The sequence below is a fragment of the Nostoc sp. UHCC 0251 genome, from assembly GCF_034932245.1.
Lineage (GTDB): Bacteria > Cyanobacteriota > Cyanobacteriia > Cyanobacteriales > Nostocaceae > Nostoc.
The window spans coordinates 1-20,458 of sequence record NZ_JAYGHD010000355.1; the positions used below are offsets into that span (position 1 = coordinate 1).

The following is a 20,458-nucleotide window of genomic DNA, read 5'->3' on the forward strand; positions in this document are numbered from 1 at the left end:
ACAAATCAAATTATTCTTCTTCCTCCTGCCTCCTGCCTCAAAACCAGTGACTTTGGACCTCATGCACAAGGAGCTGTAATGTAATCAAATTACAGCGTTAAATGTCTAATAGCCAGGAAGTCAAAAGCATTCAAAACAAGTACGATTCGTTATCGCCTTATAAGAAAATAGAAAACACGGCGTAGCAGTGGTATTTGAGAACTTAAAGCAAAAATGTGATCCAATGGATCACATTTTGTTTGCCAGCTTTGGTTACGGCAGTTGAATGCAGTGCCCAGCCGTGATCCCTTTGGGGATTGGCTGTTGCAGGGGTTGGCTTGCTTCCCTAACCCTTATTTGTCTGTCGTTCTTGCAGGCGAAGCTAATGGTGGCGGTGGAAAAAGAGTACAAGATTGAGTGGAAGCAGAGGAAGTGATGGTGCATATTATGTACACAGGCATATCGAGCAAATTCTGCCTGATGGGGTGAGTGGCCTATTGATTTAAGCGGATTGTGTCCCCAATCTTTTAAAAAGTACCGCCAGCGAGTATGTTCACTCTGCGCCTGAAAGTTTTTATTGATAATTCGTGCTGGGTGACTAAATTATGAGTTATCAATGACAGATTATCTTCTTCTGGGTCTGTTATCTAATAAATTAACCGCAGCACCAGCAGCAGCACCATTGACGCCATTTTTCCAGGTAGTTCTACAACCACCAGAAATTGCACCTGCCAATACACCAGCACCAGCACCTACAGCGACATCTTGAACAGGTAAGCGTCCGTTTCTTCTTCTGGCTCTGGTGCGTCTTGCACCATTGGCAGCATTAACAGCAGCACCAGCAGCAGCACCTTTAAAAGCATTGTCTAATACCGAACCACAATTTGTTAAAACCCCACTTAATACACCTGCCCCGGCTCCAATGGCTGCATTATTAAGAACTCGGTCATCAGCAGAAGCAGGTTGAACCGGGATTAAGCTAGTACCAGCTAAAGTAGCAGCCATCAAGCTAGGTAGGAATGCGCGTTTTAGCATATTTTGCATGGTAGTACCCTCTAAAAATCTTACGATTAGTGAATAATCAAATTTCAGTGCGATCGCCACTCCTCGTATTTCTTATTTTAGACAATAGGAATATTATCTAAAATAAGAATATTTGGATAAATATACACACTAAAACGTAATTTTAGCTCAAAGCTTGTTGTATTTACTGAGTGGACAATAATTAAACTGACACATTAACTAAAAGACAGTAAACCAAAAAGGTTTTCCTCAAAGAGCGATCGCTTTTGCCGTAAAGTTGAGAATGTTTTGGAAAATCTTTCTAAACCCATTAATCTTTATCACTAATTGCGGTTGCAACAGAGCAGAAAGAAAGCTTTTAAGTACTGCAAAGCCCAAACCAGGAATAAAACCCACTGCGATCGCTCTTAAATAAATCTCTGCTAATGCGACTGTGTTAGCATCCTGCCCTAGTAGAAGTAGTAAAGCACCTCCATTGTAAAGCAGCAATGTAATTGGTATTCCTAATACATCTAATCAACAACGTCATAAATTATACTCAATATTTTTTACATGTCTCTTTTGCAGCAATATTCAAGTAAATATACTTGCGATTATCTCTATATTTACTTAAATGTTACCGATTGACACTGTTAACACTATACAGTGCCAAGTTGTGTTAGTCTCAGAAAGCAAATAACTTCAACAAGAGCCTAATCCTACGTGTTTTGATAATAATATGCAATTAAAAAAGACGAAGTTGAGGTTATTGAAAATATTTTCATATACCTAAAAAAGGAGTAATACATTGAGTAATATATTAGAGAAAAAAAACAATAATCAGCGAGATATTAGATTTGATATTTTGAAAACTATCGGGCTGTTTTGTATTATTTTTGCCCATATTGGCCCTGAAAATAATGTTTTTTTTCATCTTAGACGTTTCGATGTTCCTTTGATGGTTATTGTATCGGGAACACTTTATGTTTATTCGTCCGGTAACAAGCAAATATCTTTTTGGAGTTATGTACAAAAAAGATTGCCGCGTTTGATTGCTCCTGTATGGGTATTCTTTATTTTTTACTTTATTGCGACTTATATTATATTTTATTTTCTATCTAAACCTTATCCATTTTCTCTTGAAAAAATATTAGAAACCTTTTTATTGCTCAAAGGTATTGGTTATGTATGGATAATTCGTGTATTTATTCTAGTGGCACTTTTTGCAAATTTTGCACTATACGTATATAGACTTTGCAAATCTGAAGTTAAATTTTTAATTTTCCTATCTCTAACTTATTTAGGTTATGAGTTTTTACTTATTTTAACTCAACGTTTCAGTTTCTTGACGCGGACGATTTTCCTCAATGTAATAATCAATGATTATTTATTTTATATTCTTCCCTACGGATGTTTATTTGGCTTAGGTATGGTTATACCTAAACTTAAAAACAAATCCATATTACTAATCTCTGGGTTATTTTTAAGCTTATTTTTGTTGCAGGCTGTTTATTTTTACCATAAGTTAGGACATTTTATTTCAAATGAAAATTTTAAATATCCTGCAAAATTTTACTATGTTTCTTATGGAGTCTTTATGTCGATGTTAGCATACTTTATAGTTGACAAATTGTCTGTTAGATACAATTTATTAGAACGTGATAATTTATTGATTAGGTTGATTGTTTTTATCAGTTCATCTTCCTTATGGATATATTTGTGGCATATTTTATTTGTGTATTACTGGCAAAATTTAGTTGCAGAATATCTCCACGCATTAACTAGCAACTTTACAGTATCTTTTTTAGTAGTTGCATTTGGAGCGATAGCGATTACATATCTTCAGAAGCAAGCGGTTCTTCAGATAATTACAAAAACGAAAGTTGGTCAAAAGAATTCCGACTTGCTATCTATCTTATTTTTAAAGTGAAAACTTTCGGTAGTTGTGCCGGAAAACTTGATACCAGATTGTATCCCCACGGATCATCTGTCTATCTACTTTCTGGCCAGTTGTCAGGATTTTTATTCCTACTCATTATTTCTAACGGTACAAGACGAATAATTAAAAATGGTGCAACTTAAGAGTAGTGCAAGTATTGGACATTATGGACACTGCTAAACGTCTTAGTACTCTCAATCGCATCCGCAAACTTAGCCGTCTGATGGATACATCTATACGCATCCCTCTGATAGGTTTTCATATTGGAATAGATCCAATTATCGGCTTGCTTCCAGGTGCTGGTGATTTGATCAGTACAGCATTTTCAGCTTATATCATATTTCTAGCTACCCGTTTTGGCATCCCCCATCGAGACTTAGCCAAAATGATTTTTAATGTTGGTTTGGAAACAGTCGTTGGTACTGTGCCTTTAGTGGGTGATTTATTTGATGCTTTCTACAAGTCTAATATTCGCAATCTGGCAATTTTAGAGCAACATCTGACAGTAGTTGAACCAGAACTCAAAGAAGTGTCTGATGAACTTTACAAGAGTAAGTTTAGCTAAGTTGAAGTTGGGGCTATTCGGCATAGCATCAGTTTAATACCCTGCTTAATTAAAGCCAGTGATCGCAGTTTGCTATCTTGATTAATCAGTTTAATAATCACTGATGACCTCAACAGATGCGATCGCATCTATGCAGGAGCTTTGCACCATTGCAGAGTACGAGCATTATTGAATACTGCTGGCGAAGTCGTATCTGCCTCCACGCTCAAGGGCACGTTTGTAGGCAGGTCGTGCATGGATGCGCTCGATAAATTGCTTAATCTTTGGTCGGCTGGAGATGAGTTCGGCTTCCATAGCCACTATTTCCAGAGGAAAGCTCATTTGGATATCGGCGGCAGTAAATTCTTCGTCTACAAACCACGTACTCTTACAAAGTTCACCTTCTATGTAGTCAAAGTGAAGCTTAATCTGGGGTGCGATAAATGCTTCGTTTACGCTGCTGTCTCCTGTACCAAAACGGTTGAAGACGAGGTTCATTACCAAAGGTGGCATTGCAGAGCCTTCAGCGTAATGCAGCCAATAGGTGTAACGCAGACGCTCCGGCGTACCGGATGGGGGAATTAGCCGACCACTGCCGTAGCGATCCACTATGTATTCGATGATAGCCCCCGACTCAGCAACAGTCTCATCTGCATTAGTGATCACTGGTGACTTGCCCAGCGGATGGACTTCACGCAGCGATGGCGGTGCCAGCATCGTCTTCTGGTCGCGTTCATAGAACTTAATCTCGTATTCGATACCTAATTCTTCAAGCAGCCATAGCACGCGCTGCGATCGCGAGTTGTTGAGATGATGGACAACGATCATAATAGCTACTTTTTGTTATCTGCTTTTGCTTATCTCAAAATATCATCAGTTTCTCCACTCTTCATCTATCTGGTGGTTTGTTTTGGGTATGCAAGATGTTTTTGGGGCGATCGCCTCCGATACTGTGCTGTATGCAATTGCACTTCCCCTACTTCTCCCCTATCTTTTAGTAAATTTCTAGTTGGGCTTGTAGATAAAAGTATTAATCTTGCAAATCCCTAGTTAAAACCTGACACACTAAGTAATATGTTATACAAAAACTTACTTTGGATATTACCAATCGCCTCTACACTAAACTTTTTAGTGGCCATACCAAAAGCTCAAGCCAACTGTCCTGGATCTGTTCAGCCGCTTGAGGAAGTGCAACCGCAAGTGCAGCAACGTTGGGATGAATTACAACGCCAAGAAACTTACCCTTGGGGCACAACAAAAGTTTATGAACGCTTGCAAGGCGATCGCATCACCTTAGCTCCCAGTTTCGATCAGCTACGTGGTTCACACAAACAGGAAGCCCTGAACTTGCTACGACTCGGCAATTACTTGCATAGCGTTTATGCCAGTGATGGCCGCTTGCTTTCGGCAGTATATGACGCTTGTACGCGGTTTGATATGCTGACTGAAAAGGCACGCTATAGCTGGTATTACAACACTATTGGGCGATCGCTACCCACCAACTTGCCTCGTGAAGCTATACGGAATGCTGGGCGTCCATCTTGGAGACAGGTGCGTGTACCTATTAGCGAAACGCAAGAGCGATCAATCCGCAATTTGTTCTGGAATAAAATGGGCTACAGTCAAGCAAACAATGGTATGTGGATCGCTTGGGTTCCAGAACACGGTTATTTTGAAATTAATGTACCCAATGGCTACAACATTAAGCAATTGAGTCAATTTTGGCGTTCGGCTCCACGTAACTATCGCTACATCGTACTATCAGCTGACGGTTCATTAGTATTAGACGCTAAATTTGATCAGCAGTGAGGATTAGGTAAAGCTTAGAGGAGAAGGGATAAAACACCTTTCCCCATTGCCCTTTCCCCTTTACCCCGCCAATCGAACTTGGCGAATTACTAGTTTGTGCCTATTCGTCCTACCATTGTTGCTGCCAATAACGAAATCAAGCCAAAAAGTGATTAATAATTCAGATTTTCATTGGCTACAAACCCACAATCATTAGTAGGGGTTGCTACTGCATTCCCTGGTGATTCCAGCTTTGACTCGCAAGAATTGGCTGGTATCGACTTTGTTGTGGCCTTCGTTTAGAGTTTGATGGTTGTAGATGAATATAGGAATAATCCAGCCTTACAGTAACGGGTTTTTAGAAGTTGTACCAGAGAGCGATTATTGGCAGATTACAGCTATACACATCAATGGCCAAGCCTACTGCCCTACTCCTCGGCTTTATCGATCAGAGAAAGTGGCATTAGCAAAAGCTACACAAATTTATGATTGGCTAGTTGACAACGAAGGAGAAATTAGTGGTGGAAGTTGCTATTGCTCTGAATTGAAACTCATTCTATGGCAGCAATCGAAAGTATCTTAATTGCCCTTGTATTGATAGCTGTTTAGAGGATGTTTGAAAAGTCCTCTTGTCGGTAGCAAAATGTTCTAGATCCCCCTAAATCCCCCGATGAATTAGGGGATTTTGATTCCGGTTCCCCCCTTTTTAAGGTGGGCTAGGGGGGATCTAAAAGTACTTAAAATCACAGCCAATTACTTTTCAAACACTCTCTTAGAGTAAGTCCCTGCCCAAGTGTGGGGATTTTCTTTGTAGGTTGATAGACACTGGTTTCAATCCCTAATAGGGATTTTAAGTAATTGCAATTCTCCCCATCTTCATAGGTTTTACCCTCTGATTGGTTTGAATCCCTAATAGGGATTTTAAGTAATTGCAATAGTCAGATTTATCTGTATTGGTAATTCAGCGTGGAGTTTCAATCCCTAATAGGGATTTTAAGTAATTGCAATGTGTCTGCTAATTCAGGGGATAAAGTTATCGCTAGTTTCAATCCCTAATAGGGATTTTAAGTAATTGCAATCGCTGGCTTCTGAAATTCTTGCTCTATTTGGTTTTCAAGGTTCGGTTGCGCGAATGCAGGAATCATAACACGAGGAGTTGTGAATTGGCTAGAGGCAAATGGCTGAAAACTAGTCCTCATAAAGTGCGCGGATGCTTTAGAAATGCTAACGCTCTCAAATTCTTGCATATAGGGCAATTCAGCCATTTTTGTAGTCACCCCTTCCCCAACACCTACCCATCCGCGCATTCAGCGAAAAAACTAATCTGATGATAAAGCTGCTTACTTATAGATAGATATCCTACTTGATTAGGTTAGCTGACTTCAGGGCGATATCTGAGTTAGGCTACACCTACGCAAAAGCAGTATCCTCATGACCAACCTTACTTAGCAGCGTCTTCAAAATCTGTTAATGCACAAGCAAACTCCCTAAAAGCTGTTTTAATCAGAACCTCTTTCGTTCCCCTTTCCAGCGAAGAATTGCGTATGAGGTCTGTTAATTCTATGAACAGTAGAGAAAACATAAAACGATCTTGGCGGTCAACTTGTTTCAAGCAAGACGATATAAACTGATAAAGCTCTGTTTTTCTAGGCTTAGTTTGTTCTTCCCATATTTGTAACCCAAGCCGAAAAGTTCTCAAGCGGATTTCATTAGTGTTGAAGGACGCGTCTTTGTAGCGGACTGATACGCGTTGAGGTATTTCCATGAGTTTTAGCTATACATATTCGATGTAAAGTAATTATTCACTTATATTTCCCCTCAACCGGAAAAATCTAATATTTTGCACCAATCCCAACAACCGCCATAGGTTAGTAATGAATGACTTGTGTGGATTGACAGTTAAGAGGCGCACAGCCGTCATAGGTGTCAACTTAACGTGAAAGCCAGCCTATAATCAGCTTTTAGATATTATCTCGTTTATCTCGTTCCCAGTCTCAGGCTGGGAATGCTGTCCTAGAGGCTCCGCCTCCCTTGCTGGCGGCAGAGCCACCAGCAATAGCATTTCCAGCCCAGAGGCTGGAAACGAGATTTGAAAATGCTTTTAGCTTAAGTTGACACCAATGCACAGCCGTGCAACCTTCCTAGCATCAATTTAGAGGATGCCCCAGAAGTGGAGTAGGCCTTGACCAGAAAAAGCTTCAATTAAAATCGCAGACAGAAAACCAATCATTGCAAGACGACCGTTCCAGTTTTCACTCTGAGGAGTGAAGCCAAAACGCACAGCATTAGGATCTTCTGAAACAATAGGCGCAGGATTCTTAAAACCTGTCATGAGTAAAACTCCAAAGTTCAAGTGTTGTAGCAGTTGTAACTGTCTGTTAAGTAATGTAACAGAAGTTTAAAAAAATGCAACATTGAGTGGATAAAGAAAAGCTGAAGAAAAATCTGCTCAACGAAGAGGAATTGGGGCAAGGGAGAGAGTTTTCCCCTTTTCCTTGCCTCTTCATTTCCATTCACCTTGTAGAGTAAAAGCTGCCCAAAGCAGTTTTTGGCAATTACTTAACTATAAGTAAAACTAATTTATTTCTACCTACGGTTTGAGATAGTTTAGCAAAAAAATGTATCTCAAGTTACCAAATATTGGCGCTCTCTCTTGGAAAAAAGTTTGCGATTTACTGAAGGTAATTTTGGCATTTCGTACTCTGATTCAGCAACGTCAGCATTTGTATTGGCGCTAGCGATCGCATAAAATATGACAAATATTACATTGCATCGGGTAATTCTTTTTCAACTCTTCTGAGAGGAGAATAATAATATCCAACAATTGTTATTAACATTGTTACTAATCCCATCAAAACAAACATTAGTGCAATACCTCGTCCTGTCCCAACACCAATAATTTGTCCAATACTTTCAGCTAGCAAACCATTAGCAGACATTAAGGGTTCAAAAACTCTATCTGCAAGAGGCCCAGCCACTAAATAAGCCAGAGGAAAAGATATTCCCGTAACTCCTCCAATTAATGCAAAGACTCTTCCTTGAACATCCGACGAGACTTTCTTTTGAAAAATAAATCTGGTGGAACTGTTGATGATTGGCCAGCCAAAAAAGAATAAAAACGCCGCCAATGCTGAGAGTTTAACAGAAGTTTTTAATCCGGCGACTAAAATCGATAATCCACCTAATAACTGAAATATAAATACACTATTAATTGCGCGTTGCTCACACTTATAGATAGTTATAACTAAACTACCCATTAACATACCAATACCACCAATAGACATAATACTTCCTAAAGCAGTTGGTGAAGCAAAGGACAATACCAATGGAGTGATTAATACTTGAACTACTCCTAATCCTAAGTCAGTAACAGCAGAAAATATTAGCAGTCCTAACAATCCTTTTCTCTGAAAAACGTATTGAGAACCATAAACTATTTCTTTCATTAATGAACTTTTAGCTATTTTCTTGGGAATAGTATTTTTCTCATGTGGAAACTGAATACTTATAAGGATAAAGAAACAGAAAAGAAAGCTGATAAAGTCAGTCATAATAATTCCCTGTAGCTGGATATTTGCTAACAAAACACCAGCTAGCACAGGCGAAACAAGTTGAGGTAAAGCTTCTCCCAGTTCAATCATGCCATTAGCACGAATCAGCTGTTTTTTGGGAACTATTAATGTTATGGCAGCATTATAAGCTGGCCATTGAAAGGCACTAAAACTAGCACTGGCAATTGTAACTAGATATATGTGCCAAATTTCTAGTTTATTAGTAGCTAGCAGCAGGAATAATAATAGCGTACTAATACCTGCGCCAGAATCGGCAATAATCATTACCCAACGGCGCTGCCAACGGTCTACCAAAGCACCAGCCAGAGGGGAGATTATCACTCGTGGGATGGTTGCAAATAAAGAAATTAAAGCAAATTGAGTAACAGAACCAGTACTCTGATATACCCAAACGCCCAAGGCAAAGTTAGTTAATCCAGAACCAGTTAAGGAGGCTACTTGTCCCAGCCATATTAGTATAAAAACTTGCATTCCTCTGGCGGCTAGGGGTTGAATCATCTTATGCAACTCCCACTAGTTGAATTTGATTGATGCAAGCTTTTAGCTTTTGAGCTAATACTTGAACGTGAGGTTCACTCAACATAGTGTGATGGTTCCCTGGAACTGTATAAATTTCCACTGGTTTAGAAGCAAATTCATGCCAACCCCATGCTGCATCTGATGGAATAAAAGTATCTTCCGCATCATCACCGCTGGTTTGAAAAAGAGTAATGTGATGCGTATAGATATCTTTTGCTAGATAATTAATCCCAGCTTGGACATTGGCATCGAAAACTTGTATTAAACCACGCAGTTGATCAGTTGTAGTTTCGCTAAATTGTTCCTGAAGGTAATTTAACTGTTCCTCAGAATTGAGTTTTTGCCAAGCCTCATAGTCAACTTTTACGTTTTTCCCAGATAGGCGTTCCATGACACGAACTATATGTTTTAGCCTAGTTTTTTCATCCAAGTAAAAATCTTTTGGTTTATTCCTATCAATTGGTGCAAAATTATCTATAACAGCAAGTAAAGCAACTTCATGACCTTGGTTTTGTAATTGTTGGGTCATTTCAAAAGCTATGTTACTCCCAAATGAATAACCTCCCAGAATGTAAGGCCCCTGAGGTTGTACGGTTTGCATGGCTTTAATATAATGAGTAGCCATATCTTCTATTTTGGTGTAAGGTGTTGATTTACCATCAAGCCCTTGTGCTTGGAAAGTGTAAAAGGGTTGTTCTGAACCTAAATAACGCGCCAAATTGTAGAAATACAAACCGTTGCCACCAACTCCAGGGACACAGAAGAAAGGTCTATTAGAGCCATTTTGGTTAATAGCAACTAATGCAGAATTAGACAGAGTATCTGTTTGCTGCTGAAGAGTATCTGCTATCTGTGCGATCGTGGGATTTTGGAGGATTGTTGCTAACGGTAAATTGATATCAAAATGCTGCTGAATTTGAGCCATCAACCGCACTACTAAGAGTGAATGTCCGCCAAGGTTAAAAAAGTTATCCTTAACTCCAATGGGTCGAAGATTTAAAATATCTTCCCAGATTTGTGTTAATTGCAATTCTATTTCATTTCTAGGAGCAACAAAGTCATGAGAAGCATAAATCTCAGAATTATTTGGTGCGGGTAATGCTTTGCGGTCTACTTTACCATTAGGGGTTAGGGGTAAAATATCTAGTTGCACAAAAGCAGATGGAATCAGATAATGAGGTACTTTTTCTTGCAGAAATTGGTGTAGTTTATTGCTACTAAAAACTTGTGATTTTTCAGGAACAATATAAGCAACTAACTTTTTATCGCCTGGCTTATCTTCACGAGCAATCACTGTTGTAGAAGCAACGTTTGGATGTTGGGCAATTAAGGCTTCTATCTCTCCAAGTTCAATACGGAAACCGCGAATTTTTACTTGATGGTCGATGCGTCCGACATATTCAATATTGCCATCTAGGAGGTAACGAGCTAAATCCCCAGTTTTATACAATTTTGATTGATTCAAGGGGTTATCAATGAATCTTTCTGAAGTTAATTCTGGACGATTCAAGTAACCTCTAGCGACACCCGCACCACCGATATATAATTCACCCACAACTCCAATCGGAACTGGCTGTAAGTGGCGATCTAAAATATATAGTTCCGTGTTAGCAATGGGACGACCGATGGGAATATTACCTCCTGGGTAGCTTTCTTTTTCAACTTCGTAAATACAGCATCCTACTACTGTTTCTGTGGGGCCATATTCGTTAATTAATTTAGTTGACGGTACTTTTTGTCGCCAGAAGGAAGTTACTTTTTCTGATAAGGCTTCGCCACCAATAATAAATGCTTGCGTTTGAATGTTTACTTGCTCATTAGCTAATAAATGACTGAGAATTTCTAAATGAGCAGGGGTAATTTTTACCAAGCTAAACTTAGTACCAGAACACAAAGCTTTTCTGAGTTCTTCAATTTCATCTTCTTCTGGCAAAAGCACTACTTTTCGTCCTACCAATAAAGGAGAAAATAAACTGGTAATAGTAGCATCAAAACCAATAGAAGAATTGACAGTAGATCCTTCCCCGTCAGCGACATTATAGGTTTTGGTACACCAGCTTAAATAATTAACCATCCCACTATGGATAATCATTGTACCTTTGGGTTTGCCTGTAGAACCAGAGGTATAAATTATGTAAGCTAAGTTGTCAGATTTGACTTTGCTGTTAAGGTTATTATGAGGGTAATTAGCAAAGTTTTGCCAATCTTCATCCAGACAAATTATTTGTGCTTGGTGTTCTGGAAGTTTTTCTAAAAGTTGTTTTTGAGTTAATAGGATTGGTAATTGTGAATCTGCCAGCATATAAGCCAAACGTTCTGGGGGATATGTGGGATCTAAGGGTATATAAGCACCACCTGCTTTGAGAATTCCTAACAGTCCAACCATCATTTCCAGAGAACGATTTACGCAAATACCTACCAATACTTCTGGCGCAACTCCCAATGTTTGTAAATGATATGCTAGTTGATTGGCGCGATTGTTTAATTCCCGGTAAGTTAATTGTTGTTTTCTAAATACAACCGCTACTGCATCCGGTGTCTTTTCTACTTGTGACTCGAATAACTCATGAAGGCATCTATCTTGGGGATATTCAGTTTTAGTATTGTTCCATTCCACCAATAATTGATGCCGTTCTGCTGGTGTGAGTAATGGCAGATTGTCTAGTTTCTGGCCAGGATTTTCGGTAATGACCTCCAGCAAAACTTGCAGATGCCCTAACATCCGTTTAATGGTATCATCTGCAAAACGGCTAGTATCATAGCTAATCCGCACAGATAATTTTTCCCCAGGTTCAGCTACAAGTGTGAGGGGATAATTAGTTTGTTCAAAGTTACAAACATTGCTAACCTCGATACTGCCATTTTGTGCTTTTAACGAAGCATCTAATGGATAATTCTCAAAAACAATTAGACTCTCAAACAAAGGCATTTCACGAGGTACTTCACTCCATCCCTGAATATCAACCAGTGGGGTATATGAATATTCCTCTTGTTCTACTTGTTGCAATTGCAACTGTTTAAGCCACAGTAATAACTCACTTTCTCCTGATATTTGGACTCGTACTGGTAAGGTATTAATAAACAATCCCACCATTGATTCTACTCCTGATAAAGCAGTGGGACGACCGGAAACAGTAGTGCCAAAAACTACATCTTGTTCTCCACTGTAACGGCTCAACATCAGCGCCCAAGCACCTTGTAATATGGTGTTGAGCGTGAGATGATTTGCCACCGCCAAGGATTTGAGGTTGGCAGTCAAAGAAAGAGATAATTGCAGATTTTGGTGATGTTGAGATTGGTTTTGGTGAGAGTTTTTATCTGTTAGTAAAGGTGTAGGAGCATTAAAACCTTGGAGTTTTTCCCGCCAGAACAGTTCTGCAACAGAAGCATCTTGCTGCTGTTGCCAGAGAATATAATCTTTGTAAGGACGTGGTAAATCTAACTGTAATTTATTACCTTGAATCCCAGCTTCGTAAAAAGCGAAAACTTCTTTGAGGATGATAGATAAACACCAACCATCCATCAGTAAATGATGATGACTCCAAATAAATGTGTATGTATCTTCCTGCAATTTAATTAAGGTACAGCGCATTAACGGAGCTTTATCTAGTGCAAAACCAGTCTTACACTCCGTCTCTAACAAAGTCTGCAAACGTTCCTGCTGTTCAATAGCAGAGAAATCTTGCCAATCATGAGTTATCCAAGGCAAGTCTACCGACTTACACACAACTTGCAGAGGTTGTTTTCCATGTTCCCAAACAAAAAGAGTTCGTAAAACAGGATGTCTTTCTACCACTTGTTGCCAAGCTTGCTCAAATTCTGCAATCTTCAGCTTTCCTGTTAAAGTGCAACTTAACTGCTCAACATAAACCCCTGATTCGGGTGCATAAAGAGTGTGATACAACATACCCTGCTGCATCGGAGAAAGAGGATAAATCGACTCGATATTTTTGTTTTGCTTGTTCATGATTGTTAGTTCTGTTTTACGAAGTTAGTTTTGGAAACGAACTGCAAAGTACATAAAGAAAAGAAAAGAAGAAAAGATGGAGAGAGGCTCACACAGATAGTTTGCCGAGTAATAATTCCAGTTCTTGTTGATTCAAACCAGCTTCAGGGAAATCTGAAGGCGTATAACTACCAACTTCCACATCAACACAGTGATAAATCAAAGATTCCAATGTTTTAATGAACATCTGAGCTAAACGCTCAATAGTATGTCTGCAATGAAAACTACTGCTATACGTCCAATTCAGTTGCAATTTGCCATCCATCACAAAACTATCTATTTCTAGCAAATGACTACGGTATCCTTGAGGACAATGTGTAAGTCCACTTGACTCCTTGGCGAATCCCAACAGCATCGATTGGGAACGAACTGTATCTAACTGTCCCAAGTAGTTAAAACTGATTTGTGGCTGGGGAAGAGATTGTAATTGCTTGGCTATAGCCTTATCCTGACTCAAGTATTGCAGCACACCGTAACCAATACCGCGATTAGGAATCTGTCGTAGTTGTTCCTTAATCAATTTAAGTGCTTCTCCCTGAAGATGATGGTTAAGTTGTAACTTCACAGGAAAGACAGAAGTAAACCAACCAACTGTCCGGGATAAGTCCACATCTTCAAATAATTCTTCTCTTCCGTGACCTTCCAAGTCAACTAACAAAGAATTATCACCAGTCCAATCAGTAAAAGTTTGTGTCAAAGCAGTCAGCAAGACATCATTAATGTGGGTGTTGTAGGTAGAAGGTACATCTTGCAGGAGTGCTTGAGTTTGTTCCACACTTAAAGAAACTGATACTTGTTCTGCTGAGACTACTGTATTTTTCTCTTTTCCAGCAATATAATCCACTGGCAAAGGCGAAATATTACAAGCAGATTGAGTCAACCAGTAATCTAACTCAGTAGCTAATGCTGGACTTACAGCATATTCACTCAATCGGTTTGCCCAATATTTAAAAGAAGTTGTTTTTGCTGGTAGTTGAATTGCTGAACCATGATTAAGTTGCTGATAAGCTGTAAACAAATCTTCTAGTACAATCCGCCAAGAAACACCATCAACTGCTAGATGATGTACGATGAGCAATAAACGTCCAGGTTGGTTACTGCCAAGACGAAACAGTATTGCTCGCATCAGAGAACCTTCTGACAAGTTCAGTTGAGTTTGCATTTCATCAGCAGTAGATTTCAGCGCTGATTGCTGTTCGTTTGGAGATAATTCTGATAAATCTACGCAAGTGAAAACCTGTGTTTCATCATATTCGGCATTGAACTGGGTAACATTGTCTGCATCCAATGTAAATCGCAGACGTAGGGCATCATGATGTATCAATAATTGCTGTAAAACTTGTTCCAAGAGTTCCGAATTGAGGTTTGGTGAGACTTCCAGCATCACAGACTGGTTATAATGAGAGGGATTTGGTAAATTTTGCTCAAAAAACCAATGCTGGATGGGTGTTAAGGGTACTGTGCCTGTGACTACACCTTGTTCAGTCGTAATTGTGGTATTTGTAGTAACCACAGTAGATAAATCTGCAATAGTTTGGTGTTGAAATAGTTGTTTGGGAGTCAGCACTAAACCTTCTGCATTCGCACGAGTCACAACCTGAATACTGAGAATAGAATCTCCACCTAATTCAAAGAAGTTATCGTAAATACTTACTTGTTCTACGCCCAACACCTCAGCCCAGATTTTGGCTAGTATTTCTTGAGTGGATGTGGTGGGTGAAACTACATCTATTTCTGTATTTTTATCTGGTGCTGGTAATGCTTTACGGTCTACTTTTCCGTTAGGAGTTAAGGGTAGTGCATCGAGGGTTACAAATGCACTGGGAAGCATATAATTAGGTAATTTTTGTTTAAGTTCAGAGTGCAATTGTTGAATGTTGAGCGTATCCGAGTTGGCGACTATATAAGCTACTAGACGTTTACTACCAGGATTATCTTCTCTAGCAATGACAATTGCTTGTTTTATTTGGGGATGAGTGTTGAGGACAGATTCAATTTCTCCCAGTTCAATTCGGAAACCGCGAATTTTAACTTGGTTATCAATGCGTCCGATAAAATCAATGTTGCCATCCCTTAAATAACGCGCCAAATCCCCTGTTTTATACAATTTTGAATTGCCAAAAGGATTGGTAATAAACTTTTCTTGGGTTAATTCGGGACGGTTGAGATAACCTCTAGCGACACCAGCACCAGCAATGTACAACTCGCCAACAACACCAACGGGTACTGGTTGGAGATTTCTATCAAGAATATAAACTTGGGTATTATCGATAGGACGGCCGATAGGTACACCACCAGTCTGATTTTCTAACTTTCTCAAGTCTGGTTCGTAAACTGTGGCTGTAATCGTTGCTTCAGTGGGGCCGTAAGCATTGAGTAGTTTGACATGACTACCAACGTATTTTTGCCACATAGAGACTCGTTCCCATCTGACTTGTTCGCTACCTACAACTACCAACCGCAAACATCTTGGGAAAAATTCTGGGGATTGAGATAAATGTAAAACCCATTCATGCCAGAATGCAGCAGGTAAATTTAATACTGTCAAACTTTGGGCATTGATAAATTCCACAAAGTCTGCAAAAGAAGCAAACATTTGCTGGGGACGCAATACCACCGTTGCACCACTTAACCAAGAAGGGAAGATTTCTTCTATAGCTACATCAAAACTCAAAGCGGCAAATTGCAGGACTTTATCTTGGGATGTGAGATGGAATTGGCGAGCGATCGCACTGCTATGATTAACTAAATTCCTATGTGTAACTAATACTCCTTTGGGTTTTCCTGTAGAACCAGAAGTGTAAATTACATACCCAAGGTTACTTGGCTGCACATCAGACTCAAGATTTGCTTGACTATGACTAGAAATTTCTTCCCATTGTGTATCTAAACAGATAACTTTGGCTTCATAAGTGGGCAATTGTGCCAGCAAATTCTCGGTAGTTAATAAAATTGACACACTAGAATCCGACAAAATATAATTCAAGCGTTCTTGAGGATAGCTAGAGTCAAGCGGTACATAAGCACCACCAGCTTTGAGAATACCCAACATTCCTACCATCATTTCTAAGGAACGTTCGACGCAAATGCCTACCAAGACTTCTGGTTTAACTCCTAGTGTTTGGAGGTGATGCGCTAGTTGATTTGCACGATTATTTAATTCTTGATAAGTAAGTTTTTGCTCTCCAAATACAACTGCAACTGCATTAGGAGTTTTTTCTACTTGCGCCTCAAATAACTCATGAATGCACTGATTTTGAGGATATTTTTTGTTAGTATTATTCCATTCCACCAACATTTTATGTTGTTGGAATTCGTTTAATAGATGCAAATTGCCAAGAGATTGTTCAGGATTATTTACAGCTTTTTCCAACAATGTTTGGAAAATTACTAGGATACGATTAATAGTGCTGTTATCAAATACGTCAGTGTTGTAATCACAATCCAAAATCAATTCACCGTCTATTTCACTGACATTGAAACAGATATCATGATCAACAAAACTGACAGATTGAGGTAACAAACTTGTCTCAACTCCAAACATTTTAGGCACAGCTAAAGGTCGGTTTAAGTTAAATATGGCTGTAACCAGAGGAGATAAACTTGTATTCCTGGATATTTTTAGTTTTTCAATTAAGCTAGCAAAAGGATAATCTTGGTGTTCGTAAGCATTTAACAACTCAGTTTTAGTTGTTTGTAAATGCTGTAAGAATGTCACATTGTCATCAATATAACTTCTAATTGGTAATAAATGAGAGCAATAACCTACCAGTCTTTCACTACCTTTAAACCTTCCAGCAGCAGGAACGCCAACCACAATATCTTCTTGACCTGTTAATCTGTGAAGTAAAGTTGTGTACACAGATAGTAGAGTCATAAACAAAGTGCAACTATTTTCTCTACTGAAGTTCTTGATTCTACGGGATAAATTAGCATCAAGCTGAATAGTCTGTCTGCTTCCTTTGTAACTTTTAATTAGTGGACGAGGACGGTCTGTAGGTAAGTCTAAAATAGGAGTTGCAGCTTGGAATTTTTCCAACCAATAGGATTCATGGACTTTCATTTCTGGTGTTTGACTTTGCTGCTCTTGCCACTTAATATATTCTGTTAATTGCATAGGTGACTTGAGTCTGGTGTCAAAATTCTGGCATTCTGCTGAATACAAAGCAGCTAATTCTTGCAGAATTATCCCCATTGACCAACCATCAACAATAATATGATGAGCCGTGAACATAAGTAAGTGGTGTTTTTCTGTTAGCTTGAGAATATGAAAACGGAATAAAGGAGCTTTACCCAAATCAAAAGCTTTTAAACTTTCTTTTTTAAACCACTTATCTACTTGAGACTGACGTTCTTCTTCATTCAGGTAGCAGAAATTAATTAAAGGAATCTCAACTTCCAAGTTAGGCAAGATATATTGAAAATCACCTTCACTGCTGATACCTGTTCGCAAAGCCTCATGACGGTTCACCAATTTTTGCATTGCTTGACGCATTGCTTCTAGCTGAAACTCACCCTTTAATTCTGCTGTAGCAGAAACATTGTAAGCTAGCGAACCATCATCCCCTATTTGTGCCAAAACCCAAAGTTGCTTTTGCGCCTCACTCAAAAGACTTGTCACTTCTTCTCTTTCTTCTCCTACTTCGCGTCCTACCCTGCGGGTAGCCGCTGTCGCGTCTATGTGGTTCGTTCCTCTTAAATTAGCCTCTAAAGAATGATTCTGATTAATATAATTCGCCAAAGCATCAAGGGTTGTTAACTCTTCAAACAATTGGCGGAGTTCAATATTAATTCCAAACAAATTTTCGACAGCTTCAGCAGCTTCAGCTAATACTAGAGAATCTGCACCCATTGCCATCAAAGATTGATGAATGTCAACTTCCGCAAAGTCCACCTGTAATAAATTCGCTACAATGTTGCGTAATTTGACTCGAATATTATCTAATTGTGGTCTTATTACTTCTTTTTCCTGCCTTTTACCTTCTATTTGCTGCTTTAAATAATCTACATCTGCTAATAAATTGCGGAACTCTGATTTATTCTCAGGATTCTTACTCCAATCCCACACTATATTTAAATCCCCAGCTATAAAACCAGCCCGACAAGCACGACGGCGAATCTTACCGCTAGAGGTTTTGGGAATACTTCCTGTTTTTAGCAGTAATACAGTATGAACTTGTAATTCATGTTCTTCCCCGACAGCTTTTAAAATATTTTTGGCTATGGCATCACCATCTAGTTTTCGCAAATATTCACGCTCTACCTCACAAGCAATTACTAATTGCTCTTGTCCATTAATATCAACTGAAAACGCTGCACTAGAGCTAGATTTGAGTGCATGATGACTCTTTTCTACAGTCAATTCAATATCTTGAGGATAATAGTTACGTCCGCGAACAATAATTAAATCCTTCAGCCTACCAGTTACAAATAATTCTCTACTCTGCAAGAAGCCTAAATCACCAGTTCGCAGAAATGGCCCTGCTTTGGTATCTGCTAAATAAGCAGAGAACGTGGCTTGTGTTTCTTCAGGTTTTCGCCAATATCCTTGAGTGACACTTGCACCTCTAACCCAAATTTCTCCGACTTCATCATCAGAACAACCTTGCAATGTTTCAGGATGAACAATTACAATTTCATGATTTTCTATATTTTGACCAGAACTAACAAAAGTCTGGGCATAATTGTTTTTCACAGATGCTGGAGTCACACGATTTTCTAACAATGCTTTGCCATCAATACTTGTTAGTGTGGGTGGATTTGTTTTCACACCACCAGCCACAATTAAGGTTGTCTCAGCCATGCCATAGCAAGGGTAAAAGCTACTAGTGCGAAAACCACATGAAGCAAATGTTTCTGCAAACTTTGTCAGTGTTTCCGCCCGAATTGGTTCAGCACCATTAAAAGCTACTTCCCAACTACTCAAGTCAAGGGTTTTTCGTTGTTCTGGTGTTATTTTACGAACGCATAAATCATAAGCAAAATTTGGCCCCCCACTAGTAGTAGCTTTGTAGCGAGAAATTGCTTCTAACCATTGAAAAGGCTTTTGCAGAAAATCCACTGGTGACATTAGTGTGACTGGAAAACCGCCGTAAAGAGGTTGGAGAATTCCACCAATTAATCCCATGTCGTGATAGGGTGGCAACCAAATGACACCTTGGCTGTGGGGTGAATGTCCAAAACACTGATGAATTGAGGCTAAATTTTGTAAAAGGTTGCCGTGACTAACCATAACGCCTTTTGGCATCCCTGTAGAACCAGATGTGTATTGCAGAAAAGCTAGGGAGTCACTATTGATTTGTGACTGTTGCCATGAGTTAGCTAAATCAGTGTTAATGTTATCAGTAGTTAGCCAATGCAGAGATTGTAAATTAGTTAAGTCAGTTAACTGTCCTTGGATGTTGGATAAAGCGGTTGTAGTGGTAAATGCTAAAGTCGCCTCTGCATCAGCTACCACCGATTGCAAGCGAGATAAAGATTTATTTTGTCTGGGTGGATAAGCTGGGACTGCAATGACTCCAGCGTATAGACAACCGAAGAAAGCAGCGATAAATTCTAATCCGGGTGGATAAATTAGGAGTACTCTTTCCCCAGTGGTGGTAATGTTTTTAAGTGATACTGCGATCGCTCTGGCTTTTAAATCTAATTGTTGATAAGTAAAGTTAGTCTCTTGCTGGCCATTAACTAAGAATGTAAAAGCTTGTTTATCTGACTGATTAACTGCTCTGTAGCGCAATAATTCTACTAAATTATCAAAATATTTATTCATAGTTTTTTATCCTCTTTATTTGTTTCTACTTTGGTAGATTGCTTTAACTTATTTAGTTATAAAACGACAATAATTCAGCGTCGATATAGAAAAATTAAGGTATTTATTATCAATGAATCACTTAACTGTTTTGCAACTGGTGAGCGCAAGTGAAAAATCTAATCCCTAATTCCTAAAGTTAAGTCAGGAAAATCCTTAACTTTTCTACATGGACAGTTACAGCTAGAACCTTTTTGAAGAAGAATTCAGCTATTCTGAATGGGCTAAACCTTAGCTATCCGCTAACAGGAGTCAGAATAAATCAGTCGGGGATTCAGACCGGCGCAGGATTAAAAACCAC

The 20,458-nt window shown here is 39.1% G+C and carries 13 protein-coding genes; 5 read left to right on the forward strand and 8 right to left on the reverse strand.

Annotated features, from left to right (window positions below):
- The first annotated feature begins 270 nt into the window (after window positions 1-270).
- Window positions 271-396, forward strand: coding sequence for a hypothetical protein (locus VB740_RS29980; protein WP_323203485.1), 126 nt, complete (start codon window positions 271-273; stop codon window positions 394-396).
- Window positions 397-603: 207 nt separating this feature from the next.
- On the opposite strand, the gene VB740_RS29985 is transcribed toward VB740_RS29980, so the two are convergent.
- Both VB740_RS29985 and VB740_RS29990 read right to left on the reverse strand, forming a co-directional pair.
- Window positions 604-1,023, reverse strand: coding sequence for a hypothetical protein (locus VB740_RS29985; protein WP_323203486.1), 420 nt, complete (start codon window positions 1,021-1,023; stop codon window positions 604-606).
- Between the two features lie 228 nt (window positions 1,024-1,251).
- Entirely contained in the window at window positions 1,252-1,503 is a 252-nt protein-coding gene (locus VB740_RS29990; protein ID WP_323203496.1) for an MATE family efflux transporter, read from the reverse strand.
- A gap of 286 nt (window positions 1,504-1,789) precedes the next feature.
- Between VB740_RS29990 and VB740_RS29995 the strand changes: the two genes are divergently transcribed.
- Both VB740_RS29995 and VB740_RS30000 read left to right on the forward strand, forming a co-directional pair.
- Complete coding sequence (locus VB740_RS29995; RefSeq protein WP_323203487.1) at window positions 1,790-2,911, forward strand: acyltransferase; 1,122 nt, start codon at window positions 1,790-1,792, stop codon at window positions 2,909-2,911.
- Between the two features lie 175 nt (window positions 2,912-3,086).
- On the forward strand, window positions 3,087-3,485 hold the full coding sequence (locus VB740_RS30000; protein WP_323203488.1) for a DUF4112 domain-containing protein: 399 nt from the start codon (window positions 3,087-3,089) through the stop codon (window positions 3,483-3,485).
- Between the two features lie 165 nt (window positions 3,486-3,650).
- Here VB740_RS30000 and VB740_RS30005 read toward each other — a convergent pair whose 3' ends face one another.
- Window positions 3,651-4,292 (reverse strand): glutathione S-transferase, encoded by a 642-nt coding sequence (locus tag VB740_RS30005; protein ID WP_323203489.1) that lies wholly within the window; start codon window positions 4,290-4,292, stop codon window positions 3,651-3,653.
- Window positions 4,293-4,538: 246 nt separating this feature from the next.
- On the opposite strand from VB740_RS30005, the gene VB740_RS30010 reads away from it, so the two are divergent.
- Complete coding sequence (locus tag VB740_RS30010; protein WP_323203490.1) at window positions 4,539-5,273, forward strand: hypothetical protein; 735 nt, start codon at window positions 4,539-4,541, stop codon at window positions 5,271-5,273.
- Window positions 5,274-5,571: 298 nt separating this feature from the next.
- A complete protein-coding gene (locus VB740_RS30015; protein ID WP_323203491.1) occupies window positions 5,572-5,835 on the forward strand; it encodes a hypothetical protein in 264 nt (87 codons plus the stop codon).
- A gap of 858 nt (window positions 5,836-6,693) precedes the next feature.
- Here VB740_RS30015 and VB740_RS30020 read toward each other — a convergent pair.
- The 5 genes from VB740_RS30020 to VB740_RS30040 all read right to left on the reverse strand — a co-directional run bounded on the left by VB740_RS30020 (window position 6,694) and on the right by VB740_RS30040 (window position 20,118).
- Window positions 6,694-7,017 carry a hypothetical protein gene (locus VB740_RS30020; protein WP_323203492.1) on the reverse strand — a complete coding sequence of 108 codons (324 nt, stop codon included), beginning with the start codon at window positions 7,015-7,017 and terminating at the stop codon, window positions 6,694-6,696.
- Window positions 7,018-7,404: 387 nt separating this feature from the next.
- Complete coding sequence (locus VB740_RS30025) at window positions 7,405-7,584, reverse strand: chlorophyll a/b-binding protein (RefSeq protein WP_012407782.1); 180 nt, start codon at window positions 7,582-7,584, stop codon at window positions 7,405-7,407.
- Between the two features lie 430 nt (window positions 7,585-8,014).
- Window positions 8,015-9,322: an MFS transporter gene (locus tag VB740_RS30030; protein ID WP_323203493.1), complete on the reverse strand. Its 1,308-nt coding sequence runs from the start codon at window positions 9,320-9,322 to the stop codon at window positions 8,015-8,017.
- A 1-nt stretch (window position 9,323) separates the two neighbouring features.
- Complete coding sequence (locus VB740_RS30035; protein WP_323203494.1) at window positions 9,324-13,310, reverse strand: amino acid adenylation domain-containing protein; 3,987 nt, start codon at window positions 13,308-13,310, stop codon at window positions 9,324-9,326.
- A gap of 88 nt (window positions 13,311-13,398) precedes the next feature.
- Window positions 13,399-20,118 (reverse strand): non-ribosomal peptide synthetase, encoded by a 6,720-nt coding sequence (locus VB740_RS30040; RefSeq protein WP_323203495.1) that lies wholly within the window; start codon window positions 20,116-20,118, stop codon window positions 13,399-13,401.
- Window positions 20,119-20,458 lie beyond the last annotated feature (340 nt).

Coding starts and splice junctions, on each gene's coding strand:
- VB740_RS30005 (WP_323203489.1), bottom strand. CDS start 4,292: ATGATCGTTGTCCATCATCTCAACAACTCGCGATCGCAGCGCGTGCTA.
- VB740_RS30040 (WP_323203495.1), bottom strand. CDS start 20,118: ATGAATAAATATTTTGATAATTTAGTAGAATTATTGCGCTACAGAGCA.
- VB740_RS30010 (WP_323203490.1), top strand. CDS start 4,539: ATGTTATACAAAAACTTACTTTGGATATTACCAATCGCCTCTACACTA.
- VB740_RS30000 (WP_323203488.1), top strand. CDS start 3,087: ATGGACACTGCTAAACGTCTTAGTACTCTCAATCGCATCCGCAAACTT.
- VB740_RS30025 (WP_012407782.1), bottom strand. CDS start 7,584: ATGACAGGTTTTAAGAATCCTGCGCCTATTGTTTCAGAAGATCCTAAT.
- VB740_RS30030 (WP_323203493.1), bottom strand. CDS start 9,322: ATGATTCAACCCCTAGCCGCCAGAGGAATGCAAGTTTTTATACTAATA.
- VB740_RS29985 (WP_323203486.1), bottom strand. CDS start 1,023: ATGCAAAATATGCTAAAACGCGCATTCCTACCTAGCTTGATGGCTGCT.
- VB740_RS30020 (WP_323203492.1), bottom strand. CDS start 7,017: ATGGAAATACCTCAACGCGTATCAGTCCGCTACAAAGACGCGTCCTTC.
- VB740_RS30035 (WP_323203494.1), bottom strand. CDS start 13,310: ATGAACAAGCAAAACAAAAATATCGAGTCGATTTATCCTCTTTCTCCG.
- VB740_RS30015 (WP_323203491.1), top strand. CDS start 5,572: ATGAATATAGGAATAATCCAGCCTTACAGTAACGGGTTTTTAGAAGTT.